At 65.5% G+C, this 20,521-nt stretch carries 23 protein-coding genes; 8 read left to right on the forward strand and 15 right to left on the reverse strand.

From position 1 onward, the window contains the following. Positions 1 to 46: 46 nt before the first annotated feature. Positions 47 to 412, reverse strand: coding sequence for a response regulator (locus ACWHYV_RS12795; protein ID WP_447976877.1), 366 nt, complete (start codon positions 410 to 412; stop codon positions 47 to 49). 337 nt (positions 413 to 749) lie between these two features. Between ACWHYV_RS12795 and ACWHYV_RS12800 the strand changes: the two genes are divergently transcribed. Further along, positions 750 to 1,193: an FKBP-type peptidyl-prolyl cis-trans isomerase gene (locus ACWHYV_RS12800; protein ID WP_447976878.1), complete on the forward strand. Its 444-nt coding sequence runs from the start codon at positions 750 to 752 to the stop codon at positions 1,191 to 1,193. A gap of 26 nt (positions 1,194 to 1,219) precedes the next feature. Here the strand turns inward: ACWHYV_RS12800 and dinB are convergent, their stop codons facing one another. Beyond that, positions 1,220 to 2,335, reverse strand: coding sequence for a DNA polymerase IV (gene dinB / locus ACWHYV_RS12805; RefSeq protein WP_447976879.1), 1,116 nt, complete (start codon positions 2,333 to 2,335; stop codon positions 1,220 to 1,222). 304 nt (positions 2,336 to 2,639) lie between these two features. Here dinB and ACWHYV_RS12810 point away from each other — a divergent pair, with 304 nt between their 5' ends. Next, positions 2,640 to 3,584, forward strand: coding sequence for an IS110 family transposase (locus ACWHYV_RS12810; RefSeq protein ID WP_447976880.1), 945 nt, complete (start codon positions 2,640 to 2,642; stop codon positions 3,582 to 3,584). Positions 3,585 to 3,600: 16 nt separating this feature from the next. Here the strand turns inward: ACWHYV_RS12810 and ACWHYV_RS12815 are convergent, their stop codons facing one another. The 13 genes from ACWHYV_RS12815 to ACWHYV_RS12875 all read right to left on the reverse strand — a co-directional run bounded on the left by ACWHYV_RS12815 (position 3,601) and on the right by ACWHYV_RS12875 (position 14,017). Further along, positions 3,601 to 4,044: a PH domain-containing protein gene (locus ACWHYV_RS12815; RefSeq protein WP_447976881.1), complete on the reverse strand. Its 444-nt coding sequence runs from the start codon at positions 4,042 to 4,044 to the stop codon at positions 3,601 to 3,603. Positions 4,045 to 4,160: 116 nt separating this feature from the next. Then, on the reverse strand, positions 4,161 to 5,096 hold the full coding sequence (locus ACWHYV_RS12820) for a ribose-phosphate diphosphokinase (RefSeq protein ID WP_447980724.1): 936 nt from the start codon (positions 5,094 to 5,096) through the stop codon (positions 4,161 to 4,163). A gap of 39 nt (positions 5,097 to 5,135) precedes the next feature. Next, positions 5,136 to 5,435, reverse strand: a complete 300-nt coding sequence (locus tag ACWHYV_RS12825) for a PepSY domain-containing protein (RefSeq protein WP_447976882.1) — start codon at positions 5,433 to 5,435, stop codon at positions 5,136 to 5,138. Between the two features lie 29 nt (positions 5,436 to 5,464). Beyond that, the gene (locus tag ACWHYV_RS12830) at positions 5,465 to 6,454 is read right to left on the reverse strand and encodes a CapA family protein (protein WP_447976883.1); all 990 of its coding nucleotides are present in this window, start codon (positions 6,452 to 6,454) and stop codon (positions 5,465 to 5,467) included. A gap of 31 nt (positions 6,455 to 6,485) precedes the next feature. Further along, a complete protein-coding gene (rtcA, locus tag ACWHYV_RS12835) occupies positions 6,486 to 7,562 on the reverse strand; it encodes an RNA 3'-terminal phosphate cyclase (protein ID WP_447976884.1) in 1,077 nt (358 codons plus the stop codon). 36 nt (positions 7,563 to 7,598) lie between these two features. Then, a complete protein-coding gene (locus tag ACWHYV_RS12840; protein WP_447976885.1) occupies positions 7,599 to 7,973 on the reverse strand; it encodes a c-type cytochrome in 375 nt (124 codons plus the stop codon). Positions 7,974 to 7,998: 25 nt separating this feature from the next. Continuing rightward, positions 7,999 to 8,859, reverse strand: a complete 861-nt coding sequence (locus tag ACWHYV_RS12845) for a universal stress protein (RefSeq protein WP_447976886.1) — start codon at positions 8,857 to 8,859, stop codon at positions 7,999 to 8,001. A 32-nt stretch (positions 8,860 to 8,891) separates the two neighbouring features. After that, positions 8,892 to 9,791: a universal stress protein gene (locus tag ACWHYV_RS12850; protein ID WP_447976887.1), complete on the reverse strand. Its 900-nt coding sequence runs from the start codon at positions 9,789 to 9,791 to the stop codon at positions 8,892 to 8,894. 41 nt (positions 9,792 to 9,832) lie between these two features. Beyond that, complete coding sequence (locus ACWHYV_RS12855) at positions 9,833 to 10,519, reverse strand: phosphoribosyltransferase (RefSeq protein WP_447976888.1); 687 nt, start codon at positions 10,517 to 10,519, stop codon at positions 9,833 to 9,835. Positions 10,520 to 10,962: 443 nt separating this feature from the next. Continuing rightward, on the reverse strand, positions 10,963 to 12,687 hold the full coding sequence (polX, locus tag ACWHYV_RS12860; protein WP_447976889.1) for a DNA polymerase/3'-5' exonuclease PolX: 1,725 nt from the start codon (positions 12,685 to 12,687) through the stop codon (positions 10,963 to 10,965). Beyond that, entirely contained in the window at positions 12,674 to 13,471 is a 798-nt protein-coding gene (gene udp, locus ACWHYV_RS12865; RefSeq protein WP_447976890.1) for a uridine phosphorylase, read from the reverse strand. The genes polX and udp overlap by 14 nt, the downstream gene beginning before the upstream one ends. Positions 13,472 to 13,560: 89 nt before the next feature. Beyond that, positions 13,561 to 13,749: a hypothetical protein gene (locus tag ACWHYV_RS12870; protein WP_447976891.1), complete on the reverse strand. Its 189-nt coding sequence runs from the start codon at positions 13,747 to 13,749 to the stop codon at positions 13,561 to 13,563. A gap of 109 nt (positions 13,750 to 13,858) precedes the next feature. Beyond that, entirely contained in the window at positions 13,859 to 14,017 is a 159-nt protein-coding gene (locus tag ACWHYV_RS12875; protein ID WP_447976892.1) for a hypothetical protein, read from the reverse strand. Positions 14,018 to 14,418: 401 nt separating this feature from the next. Here ACWHYV_RS12875 and acsA point away from each other — a divergent pair, with 401 nt between their 5' ends. From acsA to ACWHYV_RS12905, 6 genes are all read left to right on the forward strand, one after another. Further along, the gene (gene acsA / locus ACWHYV_RS12880; protein WP_447976893.1) at positions 14,419 to 16,173 is read left to right on the forward strand and encodes an acetate--CoA ligase; all 1,755 of its coding nucleotides are present in this window, start codon (positions 14,419 to 14,421) and stop codon (positions 16,171 to 16,173) included. Positions 16,174 to 16,318: 145 nt separating this feature from the next. Continuing rightward, positions 16,319 to 17,329 (forward strand): pyruvate dehydrogenase (acetyl-transferring) E1 component subunit alpha, encoded by a 1,011-nt coding sequence (gene pdhA, locus ACWHYV_RS12885; protein ID WP_447976894.1) that lies wholly within the window; start codon positions 16,319 to 16,321, stop codon positions 17,327 to 17,329. A gap of 55 nt (positions 17,330 to 17,384) precedes the next feature. Next, positions 17,385 to 18,359 (forward strand): alpha-ketoacid dehydrogenase subunit beta, encoded by a 975-nt coding sequence (locus ACWHYV_RS12890; RefSeq protein ID WP_447976895.1) that lies wholly within the window; start codon positions 17,385 to 17,387, stop codon positions 18,357 to 18,359. Continuing rightward, positions 18,352 to 19,557: a dihydrolipoamide acetyltransferase family protein gene (locus ACWHYV_RS12895; protein ID WP_447976896.1), complete on the forward strand. Its 1,206-nt coding sequence runs from the start codon at positions 18,352 to 18,354 to the stop codon at positions 19,555 to 19,557. Before ACWHYV_RS12890 ends, ACWHYV_RS12895 begins: the two co-directional genes overlap by 8 nt. After that, a complete protein-coding gene (locus tag ACWHYV_RS12900) occupies positions 19,554 to 19,811 on the forward strand; it encodes an acyl carrier protein (RefSeq protein ID WP_447976897.1) in 258 nt (85 codons plus the stop codon). Before ACWHYV_RS12895 ends, ACWHYV_RS12900 begins: the two co-directional genes overlap by 4 nt. 28 nt (positions 19,812 to 19,839) lie before the next feature. Beyond that, entirely contained in the window at positions 19,840 to 20,520 is a 681-nt protein-coding gene (locus ACWHYV_RS12905) for a nucleotidyltransferase domain-containing protein (protein WP_447976898.1), read from the forward strand. Position 20,521 lies beyond the last annotated feature (1 nt).

Consider the following 20,521-nt stretch of genomic DNA (forward strand, 5'->3'; position numbering starts at 1 on the left):
GTCTCCCGCTCGAGATGGCCGGGAACGAGCCGCGGTGCCGAACCGATCAGCGGGCGCCCCCCAGAAACCATCGGCTGACTTCGTCTCGTAGGTTTTCAAAGGTAAAGGGTTTGATGAGGCACGCCTGGGCCCCCTCCTTGATCGCTTCAGAAGCCAACGTCTGCTCTCCGGTCATCACAATGATCGGGACCATGAGCCGCCGGGCTCGGATCGATCGAATCACGTCGAGACCCTCCACCTCGGGCAGCATCAAATCGAGCAGCATGCCGTCGAATGACCGTTGATCGAGGGCGGCGATCGCGTCACGCCCGCTACGGACTCCATCCACGTGAAAGCCCTCCGCTTCTAGGACGGTTTTGACCATGGTATGGGTCGCGGGTCCATCCTCGACGAGCAAAATCGTACCGGTCACGTCGTCCTCCCCTCCGTCTCGATGTCGCTGTAGACGGAATGGGAAACAAGCATAATGGGTCCGACGAACGCTGTCTGTCAGTAGTTCTCCTACGTCGACTCTTCTGGTACCGTCGAGACGGTTGTGCTAAGCTGAGCCGTTCACCATGGTCTGGAGGGCTCGATACCCCTGTCCTTCCACGGGCTTCCAGCCTATCGTCATCACGTTCATCTCCAACTGGAGGAGACGGTCTATGCGACGAAACCCGGTCGGTGCTGGGGTATGGCTTGCCTTTGCGCTGGGTGGTGTGCTCTCGCTCGGCTGTGCCTCGACCCAAGCCCAGAAAGGAGTTCCTCCTATGACAGTGACGCCAGGGAAAGTCGTGTCCGTCGAGTACACGTTGCGCTTGGATGACCGTGAGGTCTTCGAAAGTAATGTCGGCGGTGATCCGCTTACCTATACCCATGGTTCGCAAGAGATCATTCCCGGTCTCGAAAAGGCCTTGGAGGGAATGAAAGTCGGCGAGACGAAGCAAGTCACGGTCGCGCCGGAAGACGCCTACGGGGTGGTCCATCCGGAAGGGATTTTCGAGGTCGAGAAGAGCCGCATCCCAAGCGAAGGGCTGAAAGTCGGCGCCCAACTTCAGGGCAGCGGGCCGGACGGGCGGCCCGTGTACCCTCGGGTCTCTGAAATCAAAGGCGACACCGTCGTCCTCGATCTCAACCATCCGCTTGCGGGCAAGACCCTCCATTTCGACGTGAAGGTCCTCGACATCAAAACGGGCGAGACGGTGCCGCAGTAGCGCAGCCCGCACGACCCTGGGAAACCTCAGGGCCAAAGCGTCGCCTGAACGGGGTCGGAGACGGTCGGGTGCGGGGCGAGTGCGTCGAGCGGCTTGAGCAGGTGCTCCACTCGCACCCCGATCAGGCGGAGAGGTTTCCCCTGCGGGTTCTCCCTCCGGTCCAAGAACGGTAAGAGCAGCTTGATCGCTTCCGCCTGGAGCGTCCGGACGTCCCTCCCCGGGGTCGCCAAGGTCCGGCGTCGCGACTTCGTCTCGAAGTCGGCAAAGCGGACGATCAGCACCACGGTGCGAAACCCGCTGAATCCGTCGTCGGCCAATGCGGCCAGCACGCGGCGGCACATCGGCGCGAGGCGGTCGATCAGGAAGTCCACCGCACGCGTGTCGTGATCGAAGGTCTCCTGTTCGCCGATCGACTTGATCTCCGCATCCGGCGACACCGGGGACTCATCGTGCGCGCGCAGCTTCGCGTACAGCTCGCCGCCACGTTTTCCAAAACGAGCTTCGAGGTCCCCGCGCGGGAGGCGCTTCAGATCCTCCACGCGATGGAACCCCTGCCGGGCCAGCTCCAGCTCGGTTTTGGGACCGATCCCCGGGATCGCGCGGAGCGGAAGGCCGGCAAGAAATCGTTCCGCGTCGCGCTCGATGACCACTGTGAGCCCGTCCGGTTTGCGCACGCCCGACGCGATCTTTGCGATGAGCTTGTTCGGGCCGATTCCGACGGATGCGGTGAGCTGCTCCTGATTCAGGATCTTCTCCTTGATTCGCCGGCAGAGCTCGGTGGCCGCCTCATAGCTCCCGCAGCGGCTCAGCTCCAGGTAGGCCTCGTCGATGCTGGCCGGCTCGACCACGGGCACCTCGAGCTTCAAGAGATCGAAGATGCGATCCGACACGCGGCGATAGTTCGGCATGTCGACGGGAAGAAACGTCGCCGGCTCGTCACCGCGTTGAGCGGCGGCGACTGAGAGACGCCATGCCCGGGAGATCGGCATAGCCGAATGGATGCCATAGGCGCGTGCGTGATAGTTCGCCGTCGAGACGACCCCGCGCCCTTTCCCCTGCCTGGGATCGGCCCCGACGACGACCGGTCGCCCGCGCAGCCAAGGCGAATCGCGCTCTTCAATGGCGGCGAAAAAGGCGTCCATATCAAGATGCGCGACGATTCGCATACAGCAGAGAGGTTAAGGTTAAGGGTGAGGCTAAGGGTAAGAGATTAAGACCGACCCGACCATCACCTCGACCTCAACCTTGTATCTTTCACCTGATCTTTTACTATGACGCGAGCATGAACCCCGGACGTGATAGGCCGATGAACCTTCGGTCCCGTAGACCGTGGTTGAGCGTGGTCGTCACGTCCTTGCCTCCCCAAGCTCGTACAGTTGCCTGGGCCGTGAGCCCGCATCGTGGCAAGGCCGAGCGAGTCGGAGGCCTTCACGAGGAGGAGCACCCATGACTGACACGCCTCGCTTTGTTGGCATTGACGTCTCCAAGGAGCAGCTTGACTGCGCCGAGCGGCCGTCGGGGGCGCGGCAGGTGGTGCCGTACACCGAGGCCGGTCTCAAGGCGTTGGTGGAGCAGTTCCAAGCCGCGCGTCCGGTCGCCATCGTGGTCGAGGCGACGGGGCGCCTCGAACTGCCGCTGGTGAGCGCCCTGGCGGCTGCGGGGCTGCCGGTCTGCGTCGTCAATCCGCGGCAGGTGCGCGATTTTGCCAAAGCCACCGGGCGGTTGGCCAAGACCGATGCGCTGGACGCCGCCGTCCTGGCGCAGTTTGCCGAAGCGGTCCGGCCGGCGCCCCGGCCGATCGCCGATCAGGCCACCCAGGAGCTGCGGGCGCTGCTGACCCGCCGGCGGCAGCTCCTGGACATGCGGACCGCCGAGCAGAACCGCCTGGGGACGGCGCCCCGGCGTGTGCAGCGCCAACTCGAGGCCCATCTCGCCTGGCTGGACCGCCACCTTGCCCAGGTCGATGAGGAGCTCTCGCAGTTGATCCAGTCGCTGCCGCTGTGGCGCGCAAAGGAGGATCTGCTGCGCAGCGTGCCGGGCGTTGGCCCGGTGATGAGCCGCACGCTCCTGGCGGAACTCCCGGAACTCGGCACCCTGAGCCACAAACACCTGGCGGCCTTGGTCGGGGTGGCGCCGCTCAACCGCGACAGCGGCACGCTGCGCGGCCGGCGCACCTGCTGGGGCGGCCGTGCCCCCGTGCGGCAGGTCCTCTATATGGCGACGCTGGTCGCGGTGAAGTGGAATCCGGTGATCAAGGCGTTCTATGGCCGACTCCGGGCCGTCGGCAAGGCGCCCAAGGTCGCCCTGGTCGCCTGCATGCACAAGCTCCTGACCATTCTCAACGCGATGGTCAAACATCAATCACCGTGGCGAGTCAGCTCGCCCGCTTGACAATCAAGACAGTTGCTCAACCTTTCTTCATCGCGTTGAGCCGTGTCCGGATGACCTCGGGCTCCCTGATCCCCCGGAAGCGAAGCACTTCCTCTCCTGCCTGGTTCCGAATGACGAGGGTGCCGATCCCGGTCAGCGAGGCGATCGGGCCCTGTCTGAGATCGACCGTTCCGATCCGGTCCAGGGGCAGCGCCTGGATGTAACGGCCGGTGTAGCCGTTCTGGACGATCACCTGGGTGGGGGTAATGATATAGTGCGCCCAGCGCCGTAAGAGTGCGGCACACGCAAGGAGCGCGAGGGTTCCGGCCAGCCAGGCGTGCCAACCCGGGACGTCGAAACGATAGAAGAGGGCGGCGCGGAACGCCGTCATCAAGCTGAAGAAGTACAGCCAGACGAATTGATACCAGGATGGATAGGCGTCCCACACGATCCGTTCACCACGTCTCGGCGACGAGGTCATCACGACCCTCCGTGCTGAAGCTTACGGGGCGACCAGGGCTTCGATCCACTTCGACACGCCGAAGGCGGTTCTGTCAATCCCCGTAGGTCCGGGAGCACGCGGGCCATCGCCGGGACTCAGTAGAGATCGCTGAACGACTTGTGTTCGAGCAGGCGTTCGAGGGCGGCCGCGAGCACTGGAGCAATGGACACCACCTCCAGGTTCGGCCAGTCGGCCGGTGAAGGCGCTCGGACCGTATCGGTCACGATGATCGTGCTGACGTCGGGATGGGCGAGTCGTTGACGGGACCCGGGCAGCAGCAGCCCGTGTGTCGCGGCAATGATGACGGGGGGATGCATGCCGGCCTGGCGCAACGCCTCGAGGCCTCCGGCCACCGTCCCCCCCGTCGAGATCATGTCATCGACGATGATGCCCGGCTTGCCGGCCACATCCCCAACGACACGCGTGACCTTGGTTTCCGTGCTGGCCATGCGCTGCTTATGGAGCACGGCCACGGTGCCTCCCAGGCGGCCGGCGTACTCGGTCGCCAGTCGCAAGGCGCCGGCATCCGGGGCGACCACCACGGGACTCTCCCGCAGATCGCGCCGGAGCCGTTCCGCGATGGTCGGGACGGCGGTCAGGGTATCGACCGGGATTCGAAAGAAGCCCTCGATCTGCGGCGCGTGAAGATTCATCGTGATGACGTGATCGATGCCGACGGACTCGATGAGGTCCGCGACCATCCGGCCCGCGATGGGTTCGCGACGGCCGTGGCGCTTGTCGGACCGGGCGTAGCCGAAATAAGGGATGACGGCGGTGATGCGACCGGCCGCCGCGCGCCGGCAGGCATCCGCGAGGGCCAGCAACTCCATCAGGTGATCGTTGACCGGCGGGGACAGGGGCTGAAGGAGAAAGATGTCCCGTCGGCGGACGGGTTCGAGAAGTTGGACGGCGATTTCGCCGTCCGGAAAACGATCGATCGTGGAATCGCCGACGGGAATGCGCAGATGGGCGGAGACCTTTTCGGCCAGATCCCGATTGGCGGTTCCGGAGAAAATCGCACAGTCCCGCATGCGTCGCATCACCCGATCACGCTGCCATGAATCATCGGACTACGCCGTGACGACCGAAACCCGACCGGTGTCCGCGTCGACGAGAGCCGGCCGCACCTCCCCTCCCGGTGTTGTCACGAGCACTTCCCACGCCAGCTTGCCGCCATCCTCTCGGAGCTGTACCCGAACCGCGGCTCCGGGAAGGCGCGCGAGCGCCTTGTCCACGGCCTCGCGGAGCGACACCTTGGCCCGCCCGACCTTGACGACGAGAGCCGGCTGCACCCCTACCGAAGCCAACGGCCTGATAGTCAGCGTGCCTCCAATCACAGGCTCAGGGTTCGGTTTACGGCGACGTGCCATGGCGGTCCTTCTCCATTGGGAGCCCCGTGTCACGGGACCACCACCTCGCCCACGCCCTTCGTGAACTCCACCGCCGTCCCAAACGCCGCGCACTTGGCCCGCATGCTCCGCTCCAGAAACAAGCTGTCCGGGCCGCGCGCCAAGCGGACTCGGCAACGGTCGATCGCCACCGGGGCCAGCTCAATGCGTCGCAGGCCCGCCGGCTCGACGTCCAACAAAAACAAGAACGAGAGATCATTCCGCTCGTGGGGGTCGACCGCATAGTCGTCGATGAAGTCGCCGGTCGAATGCAAGACGGCTTTCCGACCGACGAGCTCGATGCCTTGCGGCGTATGGTTGGAGTGCCCCCAATAGACATCGACTCCAAGGGCGAGCAGATCGCGTGCCAATGCACGCATCGCCGGGGTCGGCGCACCCCAGTTCGGGCCGACGTGAGCGCTGCAGATGACGAGCTGCGCTCGGCGCCGGGCGTCGCGGAGCACGCGCTCGAGGCGCGACCGGTACGGCTCGATCAGACCCCGGTCGTCATAGGCGACGTACTGCACCCCCGGCTGCGTGGCGCTCGCTTCCCACTCGGGCTCGTTGTCGGTGACGGCGAGCACCGCCACCGCAAGCCCTCGGGATTCGAATACCACGGGGGCGGAGGCGGCGTCGAGGGTCGGGCCGGCACCCGTGTGCGCGATGGCGGCGCGATCGAGCAGCGCCAGACATTCGAGCAGGGCTTCGGGCCCGTAATCCAGGCTGTGGTTGTTCGCCAGGGTGACACAGTCGATCTGCGCCGCTTTGAGGACGTCGATGGCCCTGGGATGGGCTCGAAAGTGGAAGGCCTTGCTCTCCGGGCGCCACGCGTCCCCTCTGGTACTGATCACGCATTCCAAGTTGATCAGGCGGCGGTCCGCCTTGGCCATGGCGGGCAGGACATCGCCCCACACCCAGGCTGCCGGGCGCGCGCGATTCCGGATGACGGCGTCGTCGACCAAGCGGCCCAGCATGACATCGCCGGTCAACGCGAGCTTCATCGTTCACCTGGAATTCGTGTCCGGTGCACGGTCATGACCGTTGCACCTTTGAGTCCGCCGTAGGCTGGCGGACCAGACCGATGCCGGTGATGCAGAGCTCACGCGCTTCCCGCTGCACGTGCGCGCCGAGCAACGTCTCGGCCAGCCAGAGGTTCGTCTCCACGTGATCGGTCACGGCGGGGATTCGAACCCGCGTCTCCCCGGAGGCCAGCGCGGCGAACGGGATGATCTGATCCGCGGCGAAGCGATCCACCGTCGCCTGACTGTCCATGTCCGCCAAGAGCTGCGTCGCCACGTGCATCCCGATCGTCTCCGCCGGCCGGCCCAAGGCGCCCGCCTGATCGGCGCCGAGCCTCGTCTCCGCGAAATCGGCGAACAGGGCCAGCGCGGCCCCCGCCTGGCGAGCATGCCGATCGTGGCGGAGCTCGATGTCCGCGTGGATTCCACGCGCGCCGAGTACCACGCCGGCGGCCTCAGCCATCCGTGCGCTCACGCGGCGTGCCTCGAGATGCGAAGACAGCGCGATCCCCCACACCCGCTTCACCGGGCCGGGCGCATCGAGCAGGAGCCCCGAGAGCGGGGCCCCCACGGGCTGTACGACCAGGCGAAGGACTCCCTCTCCCCTGGGGACGTAGCCCGGCCGCACGACTTCCGCCGTCGCATGGAGGCCCATTCGCTCGAGGAGCGGCAGCATGACGTACTCGAGATGAAAGACCGATGGAGCGAAATCCTGGAAGAGCCCTCCCGTCAACACCGCGGTCACGGTCTTCCGAGCGAACGCCAAGAGAGGCAACACGGCCAACGCGAGCATCGTCGTCGAGCCTGCCGTGCCGATATCCCATTCGTACTCCTGCTGAACATCGAGGCGACGAGGCGCAAAGACGACGTCCTGGGAGCCGGGGACCAATCCCTCGGTCTCCGCCCCGGTCAGGGCCGCGATGGCGGTGATGACCTGAATGTGCTGCGGCCGGAGGCCGGGGTTCGGACGCCGGAGCCGGGCGTTGGTGATTCGGAGCGCTTGCCCGGTCAGTGCGGCGAACAGCACGGACTGCCGCACGATCGTCCCGCTGCCCGAGTACCGCGAACCGTCGATGTGGATCAAGCTCATCGCGCACGACCCGGCGAGACGGGCGGGAGGAGGCGGTTATCGCGTCGCCGATCCCAGATGCCGAAGGTACGACAGGACCTCTCTGATCTCTTCGTCGGTGAGCCGATCACGCCATGCGTGCATCGGAGAGTCCACTTCCCCGAACTCGATGCTTCTGAGCACCTGATCGTCGGACTTGGTTTGAAAGGCGGGGGACTGAAAATTGGTCGGCCGGACTTTCAGGTCCTTGGCCTGCGGGCCGTCGCCCAGGCCGGTCGCGCCGTGACACCGCGCGCAATGCAACCTGTACACGAGGTGCCCCGGACGGACCTCCTCATCGCCGCCTCTCTGCGAGGCCCAACCGATCGCCGCCACGCTCAGACATACCGCTGCGACGACGAGGGCGCCGACGGATGAAACAGCCGAGATCATGGACCGATCCTCCTCGTCCTCACGGTCATCGCACGATCAGGACCGGCACCTGCGCGCGGTGCAGGACGCCGTGGCTTACGCTTCCCATCATGACGCGGCTGAGGCCGTGATGCCGGGACCCCATGATGATCAGATCGTTCCGGGCGCTCGCCGCGCTCTTGAGGATCTCGGGCGCCGGTGCGCCCATCACGGCCATCCCATCCGCCTGGTATCCGGCGGCTGAGAGCTTCGCCGCCACGCCGTCCGCGAAACGTTTGGCCTGGACCAGCATGTCCTTGTGCAGCGCCTCCGGGATGACGGCTCCCACCGGCCATGCCGGGTGCGCATAGGGAAGGACGGTCAAGGCCGTGACGGCCGGCCGCTCCTTGAACGGTCGCATCGAGAGGAAACGAACGGCCGCCTCCGCTTCAGCCTCCCCTTCCACGGCGAGCAGCGCCGTCTGCAGGGCGCGCAGCCGAGCTCCGACGACGAGGACCGAGCACGGCGCATGGCTCACGACCCGGTGGGACACGCTTCCCAGCATCAACTCTCGGACGGCTCCAACGCCTCTGGCCCCGAGGACGATCAGATCGACGCGTTCCCGTGCCGCGAGGTCGAGAATCACGTCGCTCGGCTTGCCGACTTCGATGAACTTGGTGACCGGACCGGCGTGAAGAGGCACCAGCGCGCTCGCCGTCTTGAGGACCTGTTCGGCTTCCGCACGCATCGCCCGCTCCTGGGTCTCATGAAGGTCACGCGCGACTTCCGGGACCATCATCGGGTAGGCCGGGGCCGGTACGTCGATGGCATACACCATCGCCAGCGACTCGGCCCGCTCGAGAACGTCCAGGGCTCGGACTGCGTCATAGGCGTGCTCAGAGCCATCGACCGCGATCAGCGTTCGCATCGCTCTCTCCTTTCTTCGTGTGCGTGCGCGGCCTACCCTTTGACCACGAGGACCGGACACGGGGCCGTCTGCGCCACCGCCAGCGACACGCTTCCCATCGTGCGCGCCGTGAGGCCCGTCAGCCCTCGGGAGCCCAGGACGAGTAGCTCGCACTGCTCGTCCTGGGCGAGACGCGGGATCACGTCCGCCGCATGGCCCATCACGATGCGCGTGCGGACCTCCACGCCCGCGGGTTTGAGGACCTCGAGGGTCCTCGCGACAGCCTTCGAGGCGGCCTCCCGGCGCCCGCGGAGCAGAAGTGTGCGCAGCGAGGCGCCCTGGCGCCGGCCTGTCGTGTCCACCGCGACGTCGCGTTTCTCAATGGGGCGAACGGCGGAGACGAGGACGATCTCTTTGAGACCCGGCATGATCGTGAGCAACCGCGCGGCGTTCTTGGCTCCTCTCGATCCGTCGGTCGCCAGCATGACGCGCATGCGGCGCATGGGTGTGGCGGTGCCGGGAACCAGAAGCACCGAACACGTCGCATAGGTCAGCAGCCGTTGGGACAGGCTTCCCAGCGCCAGCCCTTTGGTCTGGCGCAGGCCTCGGGTCCCGCACACGACGACGTCCGTCGGCTTCTCATGAGACAGCTTCAACATTTCGTAGATCGGGAAGCCCTCGCGCAACACGGTCCTGACGACGCCGTACTCCCTTTTCAAGGCCCGCCCCGCCTGCATGAGACGCTCCTGAGCTTCCGCTTGCCGGCTCGCCATGATCAGCTCACGTTGCTCGGCACTGAATGCCGCGGGCAGATCCGGCGGCTCGAGAATGTGCGCGAGTGTGACGCGCGTTCCGATGGGATGTGGAAACGAGCCGATCCACGCCACGATCGTCTCGGCGTAGCGGGACTCATCGAGCGCCAGCAAGACGTGCATGTATTCCTCTGTGCTCATGATGAGGGCCCCGAGCCGCCTGGGTGCCCTCGTGACGACCGCTACCACTCACACTCGGATCCCGCCCTGGCCCCGGTGCGCCGGCAGGCTTCCAGACAACGTACCACTTCCTGGTCGCTGACTTGCTCAAAATGCTCGTAGAACTGTCCGATGCCAAAAAACAGTGCAGGGGTCTGGAGGATCACCGCTTCATCGACCTTGGACTGCAAGTCATGCGGGATGTGGGGAGGCGCGACGGGCGCCGCCACGATCAAGCGGCCGGGGTGCAAGGCCCGCAGCGCCGCCAGCGAGGCATAGAGGGTCGCGCCGGTCGCGATCCCGTCGTCGACGAGCATGACCGTCCGACCAGTCACGCGGACCAACGGTCCGCCGTGGCGGTAGCAGCGGATGCGCCGCTCGATTTCGTCTTGTTGACGCCGCACCTCTGCCTCGAGTTGCTCATCGGAGACCTCGAATTCGGCCATGACGTCCTCGTTCAGGTGACGATAGCCCGTCTCGGCCAAGGCTCCCATCGCCAACTCAGGATTGCCCGGTGTGCCGAGTTTTCTGGTGACGAACACGTCGAGGGGCAACTCCAGAGCCCGGCTGATCTCGTAGCCGATGACGACCCCGCCTCTGGGCAGGGCAAGGACGACGGCGTCCGGGGCGTGCCGGTACCGATGGAGCGCTCGGGCCAACTGCTGCCCGGCGTCGTGACGGTCATGAAAGACATATTCGTCGCGGGACATGTTCTACCCCTCGGTCAGGGCTGGTGTTCAACAGTACTGCCGACAAGGATAAGCAGGCATTATGCCACGCGATTGGACATGAGAGAGCGGGACGAGAAAGGATCAGTGGCGCATTTGGGGCCACCCCAGCCGCGATCGTATGGGGCAAATGTCGGCATTCCTGCTTCAGACGCTTGAGACAAAGTGAACACAGAGGATGGTGAAAAAGTCCGCCCAGCAAGGCCGCAGCGACGTGAAAAGGCGAGGAGGTACATACCGCACTTCGTGTGGCCCGGTGGCCCTCCCTAGCGCTCTTGGCCAACGGAGAAACACCTCCAGTGATTCCAAGGCGCATTGTTTTCACCCGCCCGCCCCGAGCTGCCAGAGCAGCTCTTTCCCAGGCGGTACGTTGAGCCTTTGAACGAGCGAGAACGCCGCTGGCGGGCTTTTGCAGCATCCTCGTCCTACATGGTCGCCGCCAAGAGAGGGCGAAGCTCACGGAGTGGTCGTGAATTGACGACGTCCTGCGCCTCCAACCATCCCCGGCGTGCCTGTCCGACCCCGAACCGGAGATTGTCGAGATCGACCGTACTATGCGCATCCGAATTGATGCTGAGCAACACCCCCTCGTCTTTGGCCATCTGACTATGGACATCGATCAGGTCCAGACGCTCTGGATGTGCATTGACCTCGAGAAAACATCGACGTTGGCGAGCATGTCGGATGATGCGGGTCATGTCCACCTCGTAGGGCGCGCGCTCTTGAATCAGCCGGCCGCTCGGATGGGCCAGGATCGTGAAATGGGCGTGATCCATCGCGCGCAGGATCCGCTCCGTCTGGCGATCGCGCGGCAATTCGAAGTGCGTGTGGACGGCGCCGATGACCAGGTCCAGCCGGCCCAGCACCTCATCGGGCAGATCGAGCGACCCGTCCTCGAGGATGTCGACCTCAATGCCCTTCAACAGCCTGATCCCCGCCAAGGAGGCATTGAGCCGGTCGATCTCGTCGACCTGCGCGAGCAAGCGATCGACGTCGAGTCCTTGGGCCATGGCCAGTCGCTTGGAATGATCGGTCACGGCGAGGTAGTCGTAGCCGCGCGCGCCGGCCGCCAGCGCCATGTCCTTCAGCGTGTTGCGGCCGTCGCTGGCTCTTGTATGCGAATGGAGATCGCCTCGGAGATCATCGGCCTCGATCAGCACCGGCAAACGGCCGTGCCGGGCGGCCTCGATCTCGCCCCGGTTCTCACGCAACTCGGCAGGGATCACGGGGAGCCCGACGGCCGCGTACACTGATTCTTCCGTGTCTCCGGCAATCCGGTCGTCATCGCGAAACACGCCGTATTCGTTGAGCTTCAGCCCACGCTGCTGCGCGAGATGGCGCAGCGCGATGTTATGCGCCTTCCCGCCGGTGAAGTATTGCAGTGCCGCGCCGTAACTTTCGGACGGCACGACGCGCAGGTCCACTTGGAGCCCGCAGGTCAGGCGAACCGTTCCGCGAGTCCCTCCCTTGGCGAGCACCTCCGCGACCTCCTCGTACGCCACGAACCGCTCCATGATGGGACTCTCGGCCGTCGCAGTCACCAGGATATCCAAGTGCCCGATCGTCTCCATCGCGCGGCGATAACTCCCCGCTACGGTGATCCGGGTCACTCCGGGGGCTTGTTGCAGGTAGGTCACCAGGGCGTCGGCGTACTGCTTCGCGGTCGCCAGCTTGAAGCGTCGCGAGACGCCCGCCCGGGCCTCGAGAGCCTCCAGGATGTGCCGCTCGGTCGTCGCCCCGAAACCGGGGATGAGGCGGATGCGCTGCTCGCGTGCCGCGCGGCAGAGTTCCTCCAGCGTGTGGACACCGAGCGCCTGATGGAGCGCCCGGACTCGTTTGGGGCCGAGACCGGGGATCGTCAGGAGGGCCGTGAGCGAAGCCGGAAGACGTCGGCGGTATGCTTCGAGCACGGCGGTCGTGCCCGTCGTGGCGAGGTCTTCGATCTTCGCGGCGAGGTCCTTCCCCACGCCGGGCAAGTCCTCCAGCGGTTCTCCCGCCCGGATCATGGCGGTGATCTCTCGGCTCGAGTCCCGCACCGTGCGCGCGGCGTTCCGGTACGCACGAACACGAAACACGTTCTCGCCCTCGATCTCCAGCAGATCCGCGAGCTCGTCGAGCCGTGCGGCAATATCGGCATTATGGAGCGGCATGAATCAGCAGCTCGACGGCCCGAATGGCGGTCTGGATCGCACGGGCTTCGCCAAGACGGAGACGCTCGGCCGTGATCGCCTCACCGGTCGCTCGGTTGTTCACCACCCCGGTGATGCAGCCGCCGCGAAGGCCGAACGCGGTACACATGGTCAAAAGTGTGGCGGATTCCATCTCGTAGTTCAACACGCGCAGCTTCCGCCATTCCTCGGTCATGCCGGCATAGCGCCGAGGGACGTAGCTCGAAAAGGAGGCGTGTCGCTCCTGGCCCTGGTAAAAGGTGTCCGTCGAGGTCGTGATGCCGACGTGGTACGCCATGTTCAGAGCCGGCGCCAGCGACGCGGCGGCCCGGATCAACGCCGCTACGACGTCATGATGCGCAACGGCGGGATACTCGATGGGGGCGTACTGCAGAGAAGCGCCGTCGAGACGAACCGAACCCGCGGTGATCACGACGTCTCCGATCGCAATGTGATCCTGGATCGCGCCCGTGGTTCCGACCCGAATGAAGGTCTCCACCCCGAGTTGGGCCAACTCGTCGACCGCGATGGAAGTCGATGGCCCGCCGATCCCGGTGGAGGTCACGAGGACCGGTGCGCCCCGGATGGTGCACAGGTAGGTGCAGAATTCACGGTGATGGGCGAGCGGACGAGGGGACAAGGGAGAGCCATAGGTTGCGGCAATCTCTGCGGCGATCTTGGGTGAACGACATGGATCTCCCGGGAGCAGCGCCACGCGAGCGCCCTGGAGCATCTCCTTGTCGAGGGCCAAGTGATAGACGGTCATGGTGAGTGGGGATATGGGGTATGGGATCGTGTGATAGGGGGTATGGGATTAGGGGGTATGGGATATGGGGTATCGGGAGCCACTGCGGATTACCGCTTGATCCCAGTCCCCCCTTTCACCATGGCACTGCCACACGCTCCCACTGCTCGGTGGGCGAGGATGACCGCGTCCACCCGTTCTCCGCACATCACACAGCGCCATTCCAGGCTGTTGGTGTCGCGGACGAAATCCTGGACCATCAAGCCGCCGCAGCGCTGGCACCGATCTCGGCGACTCATTCGGCTCTTCCCACGTCTGGGCATCATAGTGGATCCCCTCACAAGGGTGCGGTCCATATCCTTGTGGTCTTCGAGGCGGCCGGGACGGCCGACCGCCTCTGCCGCCTCTTCAGGCGGCTTTCTTGGTCGTGAATGGAGTATCTGTATGCACGTACCGAGCCTGCATGATCGGCTCCGCGCCCTTCACGGCCGATACGAACGCGATCAGGCCGGCAATGAGCCCTGTGATAGCCAACATGCCGTCGATCATCGAGCTTTCCAGGTTCATGATTCACCTCTCCTTTCGCCGGGATGCGCCCGGCCTCGACCCTGACAACAGGTCCTGACCCTATAGAGAGGTTCTCTAGGAAAAGGATTCATGGACAGCGCGTTCGCTGGTCTGAGAAAGGCCCTGCTTCGTCCGTTCAGTGAGCGGCCGCAAGACTTCTCTCAAGCGGCCCTGTTGCTCTTCGAAGTCATAGCGGACTCGCGCCACCGGTTGGCGGATCCGAATGATGAACAGCGGAGTTGAAGCCGAAGAGGCCCGTGTCTGGCGCGAAACTCCCCGAGCCACGCGCGCGAGTGCCGAATTTTGCCACAGCCGGCTTTCACGCGGCTCATGTTTGCCGGAACTCTGTTGGTGTGAATCAGAGGGGCGATGGCCTGCCCCTTGCACAGTCTCGGGGTGACATGACATGGGAGCCGATCAAGAAAACCGGGCGTTCGGCCGTCGCCCCCAACCTTGACGACTATGAGCGTGTTCGGCAGGGGTTTTCATGGGAAGCGGCCCAGCGGGACCTCGATGGCCTGCCGGATCGCCGAGGGCTGAACATCGCGCACGAGGCCGTCGATCGCCATGTGCCGGACCGAGGGGATCGGGTGGCGATTCGGTGGCTCGCAAAAACCGGCGAGAGGCGTGACTTCACCTATCGGGATCTCCGCGGACTCTCCAATCGATGCGCCAATGCCCTCCAAGGGCTTGGCGTCAAGGCCGGCGATCGCGTCTATGTGCTCACCGGCCGGGTTCCGGCGCTCTACGTCGCCGCCCTCGGGGCGCTGAAGAATCGAAACGTCTTGTGCCCCCTGTTTTCGGCCTTCGGCCCGGAACCCATACGCGCTCGCCTGGCGATCGGGCAGGCCAAGGTGCTGGTCACAACCGAGGCGCTGTATCGGCGGAAGGTCGAAGGCCTGCGCAATGCACTCCCCTGTCTCGAGCAGGTGCTCCTCGCCGGCGCAGATGGGGAGGCGACGAACGTCCCGGGGACCGAGGACTTCTGGCGAATCATCGCGGCCGCGAGCGAGGACTTTACGATCCCGGCCACCGACCCGGAAGACGCGGCGCTCCTCCACTTCACGAGCGGAACGACGGGCGCCCCGAAAGGGGCGTTGCACGTTCACCAGGCCGTGGTCGCGCACCATGCGACCGGGAAGCTCGCGCTGGACCTTCATCCCGACGACGTGTTCTGGTGCACCGCCGATCCCGGCTGGGTCACGGGAACTTCCTATGGGATCATTGCCCCGCTGACCAACGGCGTCACGAGTATCGTGGACGAGGCGGAGTTCGACGCCGCGCGCTGGTATCGGATCCTTCAGGATCACGAAGTGACGGTGTGGTACACGGCGCCCACCGCCATCCGCATGCTCATGAAGACGGGACTGGACCTTCCGAAGACGTTCGATCTGCGGCGTCTTCGCTTTCTGGCGAGCGTCGGCGAACCCTTGAACCCTGAAGCGGTCGTGTGGGGGCAGCGGGCCTTCGGGCTGCCCTTCCATGACAACTGGTGGCAGACCGAAACCGGCGGGATCATGATCGCGAACTTCGCCTCGATGGAGATCCGCCCGGGGTCCATGGGCCGCCCGCTCCCCGGCATCGAGGCCGGCATCGTCAGGCGCACGGAAGAAGGACGCGTGGAGTTGGTGACGCGGCCGGGCGAGCAAGGGGAGCTGGCGCTACGGCCCGGCTGGCCGTCCATGTTCCGCGGTTACTGGAACGAGCCCGAACGCTATCGCACGTGCTTCATCGGCGGATGGTACCTGACCGGCGACCTGGCCAGGCAGGACAAGGACGGATACTTCTGGTTCGTCGGTCGGGCCGATGACGTGATCAAGACGTCCGGACACCTGATCGGGCCGTTCGAAGTCGAAAGCGTCTTGATCGAGCACCCGGCGATCGCGGAAGCGGGCGTGATCGGGAAGCCCGACCCGGTCGCGATGGAAGTCGTCAAGGCCTACGTGTCGTTGAAGGACGGCTATCAGGCCTCCTCCATGCTCCTGCGCGAGCTCGCGGCCTTTGCCCGCGCCCGCCTCGGTGCGGTGGTCGCGCCCAAAGAGATCGAGGTGCTGCCGTCGCTGCCCAAGACCAGGAGCGGGAAGATCATGCGCCGCTTGCTGAAGGCGCGGGAGCTGGGATTGCCGGAAGGCGACACGTCGACGCTGGAGGACTAAAAGATCGTTGGGTCCGTTTAGTCCGTTCGGTCGGTTCAGTCCGTGCAGCTCGTGCAATGATGAGCTCATGTGACGGACCCAACGGATTAAACGGACCAAACGGACATAACGGACGGAACGCAATCAAACACACAACCAAGCCGTCATGGACATCATGGATCATGATCATGCGCTGATGCTCTTCCGCCAGATGCTGCGGATCCGCCGCTTCGAGGAGAAGGCGGCGGAACTGTACAGCCTCGGCAAGATCCGGGGATTCCTGCATCTGTACATCGGTGAAGAGGCCGTCGCGGTCGGCGCCCTGCAGGCGTTGGAGGCGGACGATGCGATCGTCGCGACGTACCGCGAGCACGGCCACGCGCTGGTCCGCGGCACCCCGATGGGATCGCTCATGGCGGAATTGTACGGGAAGGCCAACGGCTGTGCGCGCGGGCGAGGTGGATCGATGCACTTCTTCGACGCCTCGCGGCGCTTCTATGGAGGTTTGGCGATCGTGGCCGGCGGGCTGCCGATCGCCGTCGGCCTCGCCCTCGCCGACAGCCTGCGCGGGCGTCCTCGCGTGACCGCCTGCTTTTTTGGAGACGGGGCCGTGGCGGAAGGGGAGTTTCACGAATCGCTCAACCTCGCCGCCCTCTGGCGGCTCCCCGTGCTGTTCCTCTGTGAAAACAACCTGTATGCGATGGGCACCGCGTTGTCGCGACACCAGTCACAGACCGATATCGCGGGCAAGGCGGAGGCGTATGGGATTCCCTCGGAGGCCGTGGACGGCATGGACGTGCTCGCCGTCGAGGCGGCCGCTCGCCGAGCGGTCGAAGCGGTCCGGCGGGGGACCGGTCCCTCCTTCCTGGAATGCCGAACCTACCGTTTCCGTGCGCACTCGATGTACGACGCGGAGCTCTATCGAACGAAGGCGGAAGTCGAGCAGTGGAAAGCGCGGGATCCGATCGCGGTGCTTCACGCAGCGCTTCGACGCCATGGAGCCCTGACCGACGCCGATCTCGAAAAGACGGAAACGGCGATCGCGAACGAAATCGAGGAGGCGGTGGCGGTTGCCGAAGCCGGACCATGGGAGCCCATCGAGGATCTGACCAAAGACGTCCTGACGCCGATTCCACCCTTGCCGAATCAGGCGGACGCGAAGATGAATCGACCATAATCGGATGCACGCAGGGGACCGCTCTGAAGCCGGGCGAGACGAGGGAAATGAGCAGATGACGAAGATGACCTACCGGGAAGCGGTCCGTGCCGGGTTGCGGGAGGCCTTATCCGACCCCCGGGTGTTTCTGATGGGTGAAGACGTCGGCCGGTACGGCGGGGCCTATGCCTGCAGCCGCGGGCTGCTCGAGGAGTTCGGCCCGGATCGCATCCGGGATACCCCGCTGTCCGAATCGACCTTCGTGGGCGCCGGCATCGGCGCGGCGCTCGGCGGGATGCGCCCGATCGTGGAGGTCATGACCGTGAACTTCAGCCTGTTGGCCCTCGATCAGATCGTCAACAACGCCGCCACCATTCGGCACATGTCGGGCGGCCAGTTCAGCGTCCCGCTCATCGTTCGGATGGCGACCGGCGGGGGGCGCCAAGTGGCGGCCCAACATTCGCACAGCTTCGAAGGGTGGTACGCGCACATCCCGGGCATCAAGGTCGCGACTCCGGCGACCGTCGCCGATGCCAAGGGCATGGTCGTGGCCGCCTTACGAGAGCCCGATCCGGTCTTCCTCTTCGAGCACGCCTATCTCTACCCGATGGAAGGCGAGCTCCAAGAGGACGCCGCTCCGGTCGATCTTTCGCGGGCAGCGGTCCGTCGCGCCGGGGGAGACGTCAGCCTCATCACGTTCGGCGGGTGTCTCTGGAAAACGCTCGAGGCCGCCGATGAGCTGGCCGTGGGCGGCATCGGCGCGGAGGTCATCGATCTCCGAGTCCTGCGGCCGCTCGACATCGCGACCGTGCTCGCGTCCGTGAGAAAGACCCATCGCGCCGTGATCATCGATGAAGCCTGGCGGACCGGGAGCTTTGCCGCGGAAGTGAGCGCGCAAATCATGGAAGCGGCGTTTTACGACCTGGACGCGCCGGTCGCGCGGGTCTGCAGCCTCGAGGTGCCGCTTCCCTATCCCAAACACCTGGAGGATGCCGCCCTGCCCCAGCCGGCGAGGATCGCCGCCACCGTTCGGAGCCTCTTCCATGGCTGAGTTCGTCATGCCGACCTTGGGGGCGGATATGGACGCCGGCACGCTCGTGGCGTGGCGGAAGAAGCCCGGCGACCGCGTGACCCGAGGGGACATCATTGCGGAGGTCGAGACGGAGAAGGCCGCCATCGACGTCGAGGTGTTCACCAGCGGCGTGGTCGAGACGCTGCTGGTCCAGCCCGGAGAAAAAGTCCCGGTGGGGACCGTCATGGCCGTCATTAGGGAGGATCGTCCGGCCGCCGCCATACCCTCCCCGCCTGGAGCCGTACGCGTTCCCGCGACCCCCGCCCCTTCTACCATCACCCCTGTACCCCAGGCCCCATGTCCTGCTCCGTCTCCGGCGGCGGAAGCGCCGCGGATTCGCATCTCGCCTGCCGCCCGACAGCGTGCGGTGGAGTTGGGCGTCGACCCGGCGTCCGTTCGAGGGACCGGTCCCGACGGAGCGATTACGCGTGACGATGTCGAGCGCCATGCCCGAGGGCCGCGGCCCGACGACGAGGTGAAACGAGCGGCGGCGCTGTCCGAACGGCTGGACCGGCAGGCGCGCATGCGCCAAACGATTGCCGCGGCGATGGCGCGATCGAAGCGTGAGATCCCGCATTACTACTTGAGCACGACGATCGATCTGGGTCCGAGCATGGCGTGGTTGGCCGAAGAGAATCGGAAGCGCTCCATCGACGATCGATTGCTCTACAACGTGTTGCTGATCAAGGCCGTGGCCCTGGCCTTGCGCGACGTCCCTGAGCTGAACGGCGTCTGGCAAGCAGGCCGATTCGTTCCGAGTGAAGCGATCCATTGCGGCGTCGCCGTGTCACTCCGCCAAGGGGGCCTCGTGGCGCCCGCGGTCCACGAGACCGACAAGAAGCCGCTGACGGAATTGATGCGGGAGGTCGTCGACCTCGTGCGGCGGGCGCGCGCCGGCTCACTGCGAAGCTCGGAGCTCTCGGACCCGACCGTGACGATCACCAATCTCGGCGAACAAGGGGTGGAGTCGGTCTTCGGGGTGATCTATCCTCCACAGGTCGCGCTGGTGGGGTTCGGCAAGGTGCTCGAGCGCCCGTGGGTGGTCGGGGGCGCGGTCGTTCCGCGGCCGGTCGTCACCGCGACGCTGTCCGCGGATCACCGGGTCAGCGACGGACACCGGGGCGGGCTCTTCCTCGCGGCGGTGGAACGCCTCCTCCAAAGCCCCGAGCGCTTATGACCGCCTTGACGCCGGATGCCATCAAGGCTACGGTGCTGCGGATTCTGGGCGACATCGCCCCGGAAGCCGATCTGTCGAGGCTGAACCCGGACGTGAGCTTCCGCGAGCAACTGGACATCGATTCCATGGATTTTCTGAACTTCGCCATCGCCCTCCACCACGCGCTCGCCATCGACATTCCCGAGGCCGACTATCCGAAGTTGACGACGATCAATGCGTGCATCGACTACGTGACCGGGCAGCCGCACCGGTAGACGGCCTTCGAAGGAGCGGACGTTCACGATGGCGAGCACCGGATCCTCCGAGCACACGATCCTGAAGGTGCTGGTCGGGTCGCAAGCGCATGGCCTCGCGCGGCCCGACAGCGACGCCGATTACCGCCGCGTCTTCGTCGTGCCGACGAGCGATCTGTTTCGCGTGGGGTACAAACCGCCGACGGCGCGCTGGAGCAAGGAAGGGGGCGATGAGGCGGCATGGGAGGTGGGCGGCTTTCTCGCCTTGGCCATGCAAGGCCATCCGCTGGTCTTGGAGACGTTCCTGGCGCCTCCGGTGGCGATGGAGACGTGGGGGACGGAGCTGCGGGCGCTGTTCCCCGCCGTGTGGGAACCGACCCGCGCCTTCGACGCGTTTACCGGCTACGCGCTCAACCAGCGCACCAAGTTTCTGGAGAAGAAAGACGCACGGCCGGCGAAATATGCCGCCGCCTACATCCGCGTCTTGTACAACCTCTGCGAGCTGCTCGAGAAGGGTACCTTTACCATTCGGATCGTCGACACGCCGATCGGCAAGACCATCGCCGACCTCAAGGAGGGCCGTTACCGCACCGGCGAGGTGATCGACCTGGGCGAGGAGTTGGCGGCGGAGGCGGCGCGCCGCCTCACGGCCTGCCGGCACCGATCGGATCCGGCTGCGGTGGACGACTTCCTGATCCGACTTCGGACGGCCTTTCTGCAACGGCCCTAGC

The sequence above is a fragment of the Candidatus Nitrospira bockiana genome, assembly GCF_965152565.1.

Excerpts from the sequence above, each read along its gene's own strand:
- ACWHYV_RS12800 (WP_447976878.1), top strand. The coding sequence starts at position 750 with ATGACAGTGACGCCAGGGAAAGTCGTGTCCGTCGAGTACACGTTGCGC.
- dinB (WP_447976879.1), bottom strand. The coding sequence starts at position 2,335 with ATGGACGCCTTTTTCGCCGCCATTGAAGAGCGCGATTCGCCTTGGCTG.
- ACWHYV_RS12810 (WP_447976880.1), top strand. The coding sequence starts at position 2,640 with ATGACTGACACGCCTCGCTTTGTTGGCATTGACGTCTCCAAGGAGCAG.
- ACWHYV_RS12815 (WP_447976881.1), bottom strand. The coding sequence starts at position 4,044 with ATGACCTCGTCGCCGAGACGTGGTGAACGGATCGTGTGGGACGCCTAT.
- ACWHYV_RS12820 (WP_447980724.1), bottom strand. The coding sequence starts at position 5,096 with ATGCGGGACTGTGCGATTTTCTCCGGAACCGCCAATCGGGATCTGGCC.
- ACWHYV_RS12825 (WP_447976882.1), bottom strand. The coding sequence starts at position 5,435 with ATGGCACGTCGCCGTAAACCGAACCCTGAGCCTGTGATTGGAGGCACG.
- ACWHYV_RS12830 (WP_447976883.1), bottom strand. The coding sequence starts at position 6,454 with ATGAAGCTCGCGTTGACCGGCGATGTCATGCTGGGCCGCTTGGTCGAC.
- rtcA (WP_447976884.1), bottom strand. The coding sequence starts at position 7,562 with ATGAGCTTGATCCACATCGACGGTTCGCGGTACTCGGGCAGCGGGACG.
- ACWHYV_RS12840 (WP_447976885.1), bottom strand. The coding sequence starts at position 7,973 with ATGATCTCGGCTGTTTCATCCGTCGGCGCCCTCGTCGTCGCAGCGGTA.
- ACWHYV_RS12845 (WP_447976886.1), bottom strand. The coding sequence starts at position 8,859 with ATGCGAACGCTGATCGCGGTCGATGGCTCTGAGCACGCCTATGACGCA.
- ACWHYV_RS12850 (WP_447976887.1), bottom strand. The coding sequence starts at position 9,791 with ATGAGCACAGAGGAATACATGCACGTCTTGCTGGCGCTCGATGAGTCC.
- ACWHYV_RS12855 (WP_447976888.1), bottom strand. The coding sequence starts at position 10,519 with ATGTCCCGCGACGAATATGTCTTTCATGACCGTCACGACGCCGGGCAG.
- polX (WP_447976889.1), bottom strand. The coding sequence starts at position 12,687 with ATGCCGCTCCATAATGCCGATATTGCCGCACGGCTCGACGAGCTCGCG.
- udp (WP_447976890.1), bottom strand. The coding sequence starts at position 13,471 with ATGACCGTCTATCACTTGGCCCTCGACAAGGAGATGCTCCAGGGCGCT.
- ACWHYV_RS12870 (WP_447976891.1), bottom strand. The coding sequence starts at position 13,749 with ATGAGTCGCCGAGATCGGTGCCAGCGCTGCGGCGGCTTGATGGTCCAG.
- ACWHYV_RS12875 (WP_447976892.1), bottom strand. The coding sequence starts at position 14,017 with ATGAACCTGGAAAGCTCGATGATCGACGGCATGTTGGCTATCACAGGG.
- acsA (WP_447976893.1), top strand. The coding sequence starts at position 14,419 with ATGACATGGGAGCCGATCAAGAAAACCGGGCGTTCGGCCGTCGCCCCC.
- pdhA (WP_447976894.1), top strand. The coding sequence starts at position 16,319 with ATGGACATCATGGATCATGATCATGCGCTGATGCTCTTCCGCCAGATG.
- ACWHYV_RS12890 (WP_447976895.1), top strand. The coding sequence starts at position 17,385 with ATGACGAAGATGACCTACCGGGAAGCGGTCCGTGCCGGGTTGCGGGAG.
- ACWHYV_RS12895 (WP_447976896.1), top strand. The coding sequence starts at position 18,352 with ATGGCTGAGTTCGTCATGCCGACCTTGGGGGCGGATATGGACGCCGGC.
- ACWHYV_RS12900 (WP_447976897.1), top strand. The coding sequence starts at position 19,554 with ATGACCGCCTTGACGCCGGATGCCATCAAGGCTACGGTGCTGCGGATT.
- ACWHYV_RS12905 (WP_447976898.1), top strand. The coding sequence starts at position 19,840 with ATGGCGAGCACCGGATCCTCCGAGCACACGATCCTGAAGGTGCTGGTC.